Origin of the sequence: Pseudomonas sp. W2Aug9, from assembly GCF_023127755.1 — a bacterium.
GTDB classification, from domain to species: Bacteria; Pseudomonadota; Gammaproteobacteria; order Pseudomonadales; family Pseudomonadaceae; genus Aquipseudomonas; species Aquipseudomonas synxantha_A.
Genome location: NZ_SPKL01000017.1, coordinates 26,776 through 34,653, shown reverse-complemented (window position 1 = coordinate 34,653; position 7,878 = coordinate 26,776). Strand labels below are relative to the sequence as shown.

7 protein-coding genes are annotated in these 7,878 nt (G+C 58.3%); 5 read left to right on the top strand and 2 right to left on the bottom strand.

Annotated elements, in window-relative coordinates:
* The coding region (locus tag E3O56_RS13370) for a ribonucleotide-diphosphate reductase subunit beta (protein WP_248128403.1) at window positions 1-628 on the bottom strand (628 nt) is incomplete at its 3' end.
* 573 nt (window positions 629-1,201) lie between these two features.
* Window positions 1,202-1,471: a DUF2790 domain-containing protein gene (locus E3O56_RS13365; RefSeq protein WP_014719601.1), complete on the bottom strand. Its 270-nt coding sequence runs from the start codon at window positions 1,469-1,471 to the stop codon at window positions 1,202-1,204.
* Window positions 1,472-1,869: 398 nt separating this feature from the next.
* Between E3O56_RS13365 and acs the strand changes: the two genes are divergently transcribed.
* From acs to E3O56_RS13340, 5 genes are all read left to right on the top strand, one after another.
* The gene (gene acs / locus E3O56_RS13360) at window positions 1,870-3,825 is read left to right on the top strand and encodes an acetate--CoA ligase (RefSeq protein ID WP_248128402.1); all 1,956 of its coding nucleotides are present in this window, start codon (window positions 1,870-1,872) and stop codon (window positions 3,823-3,825) included.
* A 658-nt stretch (window positions 3,826-4,483) separates the two neighbouring features.
* On the top strand, window positions 4,484-5,269 hold the full coding sequence (locus tag E3O56_RS13355; protein ID WP_032879819.1) for an ABC transporter substrate-binding protein: 786 nt from the start codon (window positions 4,484-4,486) through the stop codon (window positions 5,267-5,269).
* 91 nt (window positions 5,270-5,360) lie between these two features.
* Window positions 5,361-6,050, top strand: coding sequence for an ABC transporter permease (locus tag E3O56_RS13350; RefSeq protein ID WP_032879821.1), 690 nt, complete (start codon window positions 5,361-5,363; stop codon window positions 6,048-6,050).
* On the top strand, window positions 6,047-6,745 hold the full coding sequence (locus tag E3O56_RS13345) for an ABC transporter permease (protein ID WP_103734779.1): 699 nt from the start codon (window positions 6,047-6,049) through the stop codon (window positions 6,743-6,745). Before E3O56_RS13350 ends, E3O56_RS13345 begins: the two co-directional genes overlap by 4 nt.
* Before the next feature lies 1 nt (window position 6,746).
* Window positions 6,747-7,859, top strand: coding sequence for a succinylglutamate desuccinylase/aspartoacylase family protein (locus E3O56_RS13340; protein WP_032879825.1), 1,113 nt, complete (start codon window positions 6,747-6,749; stop codon window positions 7,857-7,859).
* The last annotated feature ends 19 nt before the right edge of the window (window positions 7,860-7,878 follow it).

Below are 7,878 nucleotides of genomic sequence, written 5' to 3'. Positions count from 1 at the left end.
AGATCTCGCCTTCATCCATGGCCAGCGATTCGATGCAGTACTGGTAGGCGTGGGTGTGGATCGCCTCTTCGAATGCCTGGCGCAGGATGTACTGGCGGCATTCCGGGTTGGTGATCAGGCGGTACACGGCCAGCACCAGGTTGTTGGCGACCAACGAGTCGGCGGTGGAGAAGAAGCCGAGGTTACGCATGACGATGCGGCGTTCGTCGTCGGTCAGGCCTTCAGGGTTTTTCCACAGGGCGATGTCGGCGGTCATGTTGACCTCTTGCGGCATCCAGTGGTTGGCGCAGCCGTCGAGGTATTTCTGCCAGGCCCAGTCGTACTTGAAGGGCACGAGTTGGTTGAGGTCGGCGCGGCAGTTGATCATGCGTTTTTCGTCAACGGCGACGCGGGCGGCGGAGCCTTCCAGCTCAGCGAGGCCTTCGGCGACGTCGAGTTTGTCCAGGGCGGCCTTGGCGCGCACGATGGCGGCCGAATCACTGGCGGTGACGGCGCGGGCTTCGATGGCGGCAGCGGCGCCGGCACCGTCGAGGCGGTCCATGTTGGCTTCGGTGGCGTGGCCGGCGTTGGCGCCTTTAGCGGCTACTTCGCCTTCTTCTTCTTTGTCGAATTCGTCCCAGCTCAGCATGACGTGTCGTCTCCTGCGTGAGGGCTCAAAGGTGCCCGTGTGAAACCGGATGGTTGGGTGTTCACACGGCCCAATGGCCGCGGTGGATCTTAAGGAATCGTTTGTTGCAGCTAGCGCACGCATTAAACGGAATAGGGCTACGGGTGCTCTGCGTGAGGCTTGAGGTGCGCAGCGGTAGGTGCAAGCTCGCGCGGGATGCCTCAGGTCTGGCTCTTCGTCCCAGTGTAAAGGGATATTGCAGGCCCGATTTACCCGCGCATTATAGGGAAAAATTTGGGTTTGTGTTGCGGCGGATAGTCACTTGAGCGCGCCAAAATGACGTGGTTTTCGGCCAGAGCGAGTGTTTGCAAGGCTTTGCTGGGGATGGAAATTTCTGGCGGGTGTTGGGAGAAATTTTATGGGGAGGGGAGGGAGCAGGTGAGAAGGGCCGTATGGGACGTCGTGGCTGAAACCGCCATCGCAGGCAAGCCAGCTCCCACATTTGATTTGCGGTGTATTCGAGGTGGGTTCTTGGCCGCAAGATTGATTTCTTGCGGCGACCAAGATCCGGGTCGAATCTAAATAACCAAGTTGTTATCCGTTAGAGCAACCATTGCCCATCACTTGATAGTTGAGGATGTGTCGTTGACCTTGGGAGTCTTCATATTCCATCTTTACCGGAACAACTTCACAGACTTCCGGAATACTGCTCATGGACAATACTTTAGCCACATCCAAGTGAGTGCTATAGGTGTAGTCCTCAACGATCGGAGCATTCTGGCCGGCCAGCTCAGTCGGGGCTTCGTCGGCCAGGGCGGCGGTGGCGCACAAGCTGCTGAGGGCCATAACTAATAGAGCTTTCATTTCTTCATTACCTTCTTCAGGGCGAAAGGGGTCACGGGGCCCTTGTGAGGCCGCGTGTGTAACTTAAAAGTTGGGAAGTTCGGATTAACGTGCCTTCGTGGGGGCTGTTACGGTGTTAATCACAGTGCCTTGGTTGGCGGAAGTGATTCTAAGCCTGCGCGTTATATTCATATACCCGTGCTTTTGATAAACACCTTTGGCGGTTTTTGTAACAATCGGTCGATCTACGTTTTTTCAGTTACCCGCAACGCACCGCAGGCCGCGGGCCAGAGCAGCAAGCAGGCATAGCAGGGCAATTTGTAGGGTCTTGTTACTACCATCGTCGAATGGTTCTATAGGCCCACCCCGGCTACAACAGGGGCCATACAACAACAACTATTGTCACCGAGGTAAGAAAGATGAGTGCGGCTTCCCTGTACCCTGTTCGCCCCGAAGTAGCAGCCAACACGCTGACCGACGAGGCGACCTACAAGGCCATGTACCAGCAGTCGGTGGTCAACCCCGATGGCTTCTGGCGTGAGCAAGCCAAACGCCTTGACTGGGTCAAGCCTTTCACCGCGGTGAAGCAGACCTCGTTCGACGACCACCATGTCGACATCAAATGGTTTGCCGATGGCACCCTGAACGTTTCCTACAATTGCCTGGACCGTCACCTTGCCGAACGTGGCGATCAGATCGCGATCATCTGGGAGGGCGATGACCCTGCCGAGAGCCGCAATATCACCTACCGCGAACTGCATGAAGAAGTCTGCAAGTTCGCCAACGCCTTGCGTGGCCAGGATGTGCACCGCGGTGACGTGGTGACTATCTATATGCCGATGATTCCCGAAGCCGTGGTCGCCATGCTGGCCTGTACCCGCATCGGTGCGATCCATTCGGTGGTGTTCGGCGGTTTTTCCCCGGAAGCCCTGGCCGGTCGCATTATCGACTGTAAGTCGAAAGTGGTGATCACCGCTGACGAAGGCATCCGCGCCGGTAAGAAGATTCCGCTTAAGGCTAACGTCGACGATGCGCTGACCAACCCGGAAACCAGCAGCATCCAGAAGGTTATTGTGTGCAAGCGCACCAATGGCGCGATCAAGTGGAACCAGCATCGCGACATCTGGTACGAAGACTTGATGAAAGTGGCGGGCACCGTGTGTGCGCCAAAAGAGATGGGCGCCGAAGAAGCGCTGTTCATCCTCTACACCTCCGGTTCCACCGGCAAGCCTAAAGGCGTGCAGCACACCACCGGCGGCTACTTGCTGTATGCCGCCCTGACCCACGAGCGAGTATTCGACTACCGTCCCGGCGAAATCTACTGGTGCACCGCCGACGTTGGCTGGGTCACCGGCCACACCTATATCGTCTACGGCCCGTTGGCCAATGGCGCGACTACGCTGCTGTTCGAAGGCGTGCCGAACCACCCGGACATCACCCGGGTGGCGAAGATCGTCGACAAGCACAAGGTCAACATCCTCTACACCGCACCCACTGCGATCCGCGCCATGATGGCCTCCGGCACTGCCGCCTGCGAAGGCGCCGACGGCAGCAGCCTGCGCCTGCTCGGTTCGGTGGGCGAGCCGATCAACCCGGAAGCTTGGGACTGGTACTACAAGAATGTCGGCCAATCCCGTTGCCCGATTGTCGATACCTGGTGGCAGACTGAAACCGGCGCGACCCTGATGAGCCCATTGCCGGGCGCCCACGCGCTCAAGCCAGGCTCGGCCGCGCGGCCTTTCTTTGGTGTAGTGCCGGCGCTGGTGGACAACCTCGGTAACATTATTGAAGGCGCTGCCGAAGGCAATCTGGTGATCCTCGATTCGTGGCCTGGCCAGGCGCGTACCCTGTACGGCGACCATGACCGTTTTGTCGATACCTATTTCAAGACCTTCCGCGGCATGTACTTCACTGGCGATGGCGCCCGTCGCGATGAAGATGGCTACTGGTGGATCACCGGTCGTGTGGATGATGTGTTGAACGTGTCCGGCCACCGCATGGGCACTGCCGAGATTGAAAGCGCCATGGTTGCCCACCCGAAAGTCGCCGAAGCCGCGGTGGTGGGTGTGCCGCACGACATCAAGGGGCAGGGCATCTATGTGTATGTCACGCTCAAGAATGGCGAAGAGCCCAACGAAGCGCTGCGCCTGGAGCTGAAAAACTGGGTGCGCAAGGAAATCGGCCCGATTGCTTCACCGGATGTGATCCAGTGGGCGCCGGGGCTGCCGAAGACACGGTCGGGGAAAATCATGCGCCGCATTTTGCGCAAGATCGCTACGGCTGAATACGATGGGCTGGGGGATATTTCCACCCTGGCGGATCCAAGTGTGGTGGCGCATTTGATTGAGACGCACAAGACCATGAACGTCGCGTAAGCGCGGATAGTCAAATAAAGCCCCATCCGGTTTAAGCCGGATGGGGCTTTTCTACGGGATCTAACAATCACCAGATATCCAGTGTGGGAGGGGGCTTGCTCCCGATAGCATCAGGTCTGTGCCAAATATACTGGCTGACCCGCCGCTATCGGGAGCAAGCCCCCTCTCACATTTGGAGCGCATTTCAACCACCAAGCCAATAAATATCGGTTTTTCCTGTGGGACGTTTCAGAATGTTACCGGCTGGTGCAAATGTGTAACCCCGCATCAAAACCTGAGGCGATGGACCACGCTTGCGCCCCTGAAAACCGCGTTTTAGACCCCCTGATAAATTAGATTAAACGCCACACTTGCCGTGCTAGAAGGGTTTGCGAATAATAGGCCCGCAATTTGCAGCATCATCAGGTTTAATATCTTTTGTCTCTGCATAAATCTCAGAGGCTGTCAATGAGCTGGAACCGCTTTCTCAGTGCTTCTGTAAATTGTTGTCGCATTGAGGAAATATCGGCTTCCGGCCTGTCGTTAGAATGCCGATCACTCGCTCGTCGTCGCAGGTGTCGCCCGCGCAGGACGCAGCCCCGCTATTCGGTTACACCTTCGCGCATCGTGGGCCATGGCTCATACTGCTGTTTTTGCCCTATACCGATGGAGTCCCAAGATGAAGAAACTCGTGCTGTTGGGCGCCCTGGCGCTGTCCGTGCTGTCCATGCAGGCTTTCGCCGAAGGCAAGCCACTGAAAATTGGTATCGAAGCAGCTTACCCTCCGTTTGCTTCGAAGGCACCGGACGGCAGCATCGTCGGGTTTGACTACGACATCGGCAATGCGCTGTGCAAGCAGATGGACGTCAAGTGCACTTGGGTTGAGCAAGAGTTCGACGGCCTGATCCCTGCACTGAAAGTGCGCAAGATCGACGCGATCCTGTCGTCCATGTCCATCACCGAAGACCGCAAGAAGTCCGTGGACTTCACCACTCGCTACTACCTGTCCCCAGCGCGCCTGGTGATGAAGGAAGGCACCACCGTCAGTGACAGCCTGGATGAATTGAAGGGCAAGAAGATCGGTGTGCAGCGCGGTTCGATCCACGACCGTTTTGCTCGTGAAGTCCTGGCGCCAAAAGGTGCGGATATCAAGGGTTACAGCACCCAGAACGAAATCTACCTGGACGTGGCCGCCGGTCGTCTCGACGGTACCGTGGCTGACGCTACCCTGCTGCAGGACGGCTTCCTGAAAACCGACGCCGGCAAAGGCTACGCGTTTGTAGGCCCGTCGTTCACCGAAGCCAAATACTTTGGCGACGGCATTGGTATCGCAGTGCGCAAAGGCGACAAGGAAAACCTTGAGCGCATCAACGCAGCGATTACCGCGATTCGTGCCAACGGCGAATACAAGAAAATCCAAGACAAATACTTCGACTTCGATATCTACGGCGCTGATGCCAAGTAAATAGTCGCAGCTGTCTGTCCGAAATGGCGCAAGCACCAGTCATTCTGAAGTTTGCGCCATTTTTTCATCCCCCTTTTCGAGGACCTGAATCATGTTGAAAGGCTACGGGGCCGTTATCCTCGATGGCGCATGGTTGACGCTTCAGCTCGCCTTGTCGTCCATGGCCTTGGCCATTGTTCTGGGTCTGATCGGGGTCGCGTTACGCCTGTCGCCGGTGCGCTGGTTGGCTTGGCTGGGTGACTTGTACTCCACGGTGATCCGCGGGATCCCCGACCTGGTGCTGATCCTGCTGATTTTCTATGGCGGCCAGGACTTGCTCAACCGCGTCGCGCCGCTATTGGGCTTTGACGACTATATCGACTTGAACCCCTTGGCCGCCGGTATCGGCACCCTGGGTTTCATCTTTGGCGCCTACCTTTCGGAAACTTTCCGTGGCGCCTTCATGGCCATTCCCAAGGGCCAGGCTGAAGCCGGCCTGGCGTATGGCATGAGCAGCTTCCAGGTGTTTTTCCGGGTGATGGTGCCGCAGATGATTCGGCTGGCGATCCCCGGGTTTACCAACAACTGGCTGGTATTGACCAAGGCCACCGCGCTGATTTCGGTAGTGGGCCTGCAAGACATGATGTTCAAGGCCAAGCAGGCGGCCGATGCCACCCGCGAACCTTTTACCTTCTTCCTCGCAGTGGCGGCGATGTACCTGGTGATCACCAGTGTGTCGTTGCTGGCCTTGCGTCATCTTGAGAAGCGCTACTCGGTAGGCGTAAGGGCGGCTGATCTATGATCTTCGACTACAACGTCATCTGGGAGGCCATGCCGCTGTACCTTGGCGGCCTGCTGACCACCCTGAAACTGCTTGCCATTTCGCTGTTCTTCGGCCTGCTCGCGGCCTTGCCCCTGGGCTTGATGCGCGTGTCCAAGCAGCCAATCGTCAACGGCGTGGCCTGGCTCTACACCTACGTGATCCGCGGCACGCCGATGCTGGTGCAGCTGTTTTTGATCTACTACGGCCTGGCACAGTTCGAAACAGTACGCGAGAGCTTCCTGTGGCCACTGCTGTCCAGCGCGACCTTCTGCGCCTGTCTGGCCTTTGCGATCAACACCAGCGCCTACACCGCCGAGATTATCGCCGGTAGCCTCAAGGCCACGCCTAACGGTGAGATCGAAGCGGCCAAGGCCATGGGCATGTCGCGCTACAAGCTGTACCGCCGCATCCTGTTGCCATCGGCCCTGCGCCGCGCACTGCCGCAGTACAGCAATGAAGTGATCATGATGCTGCAGACCACCAGCCTGGCGTCCATCGTCACGCTGATCGACATCACCGGTGCCGCGCGTACGGTCAATGCCCAGTATTACCTGCCGTTCGAAGCCTACATCACCGCCGGCGTGTTCTACCTGTGCCTGACCTTCATTCTGGTGCGCCTGTTCAAGTTGGCCGAGCGCCGCTGGCTGAGCTATCTGGCTCCACGGAAGCACTGATATGGAACGTATCGATCATCTGCTGCCCTGGGGGCACCTGGGCTGTGAGCGCCAACTGAGCGTATTTCGCTTCGGCAGCGGCGAGCGCAAGGCCTATATCCAGGCCAGCCTGCACGCTGATGAGTTGCCGGGGATGCGTGCCGCATGGGAACTGAAAAAACGCCTCACCGAGCTGGAACAGCAGGGCGCCCTCAACGGCGTGATCGAGCTGGTGCCGGTAGCCAACCCGATGGGCCTTGGCCAGCTGTTGCAAGGCAGCCATCAGGGGCGTTTCGAAGTGGGCAGCGGCAAGAATTTCAATCGCGACTTCGTTGAGTTGAGTGAGCCGGTCGCCGCGTTGCTGCAAGACAAACTGAGCGATGACCCGCACGCCAATGTGCGCATGATTCGCCAGGCCATGAGCGATACGCTCACCGCCTTGCCCGAGCCGAGCAGCCAGTTGCAAGGCATGCAGCGCATTCTGCTGAGCCATGCCTGCACCGCCGATGTGGTGCTGGACCTGCATTGCGATGCCGAAGCCGCGCTGCACATGTATGCGCTGCCGCAGCACTGGCCGCAGTGGCGGTCGCTGTCAGCGCATTTGAATGTGAAGGTCGGCCTGCTGGCGGAAGATTCCGGCGGCAGTTCGTTTGACGAGGCGTGCTCGTTGCCGTGGCTGCGTTTATCGCGCCTGTTCCCCGAGGCCCGGATTCCGTTGGCCTGTCTGGCGACAACGTTGGAGTTGGGCGGCCAGGCCGACACCGGCCGTGATGAAGCGATCTTCCACGCCGAAGGCATTCTGGCATTCCTCGCCGAACAGGGCTTGATCAGGGGCCAATGGCCCGCACCGCAACATGAACCTTGTGAAGGCATGCCCTTCGAAGGCACCGAGTTGCTGTTCGCCCCCCATGCCGGTGTGATCAGTTACCTGCGTAAAGCTGGCGACTGGGTAGAAACCGGCGACGAGATTTTTGAAGTGATTGACCCCCTGACCGACCGCGTAAGTACCATTTGTGCGGGCACCTCGGGGGTGTTGTTTGCCGTTGAACGGCTACGTTATGCCCAAGCGGGTTTCTGGCTGGCCAAGGTGGCGGGGCGCGAAGCGCTGCGTCACGGGCGCTTGCTCAACGACTGACCACCTGTTTTTGTGAGAA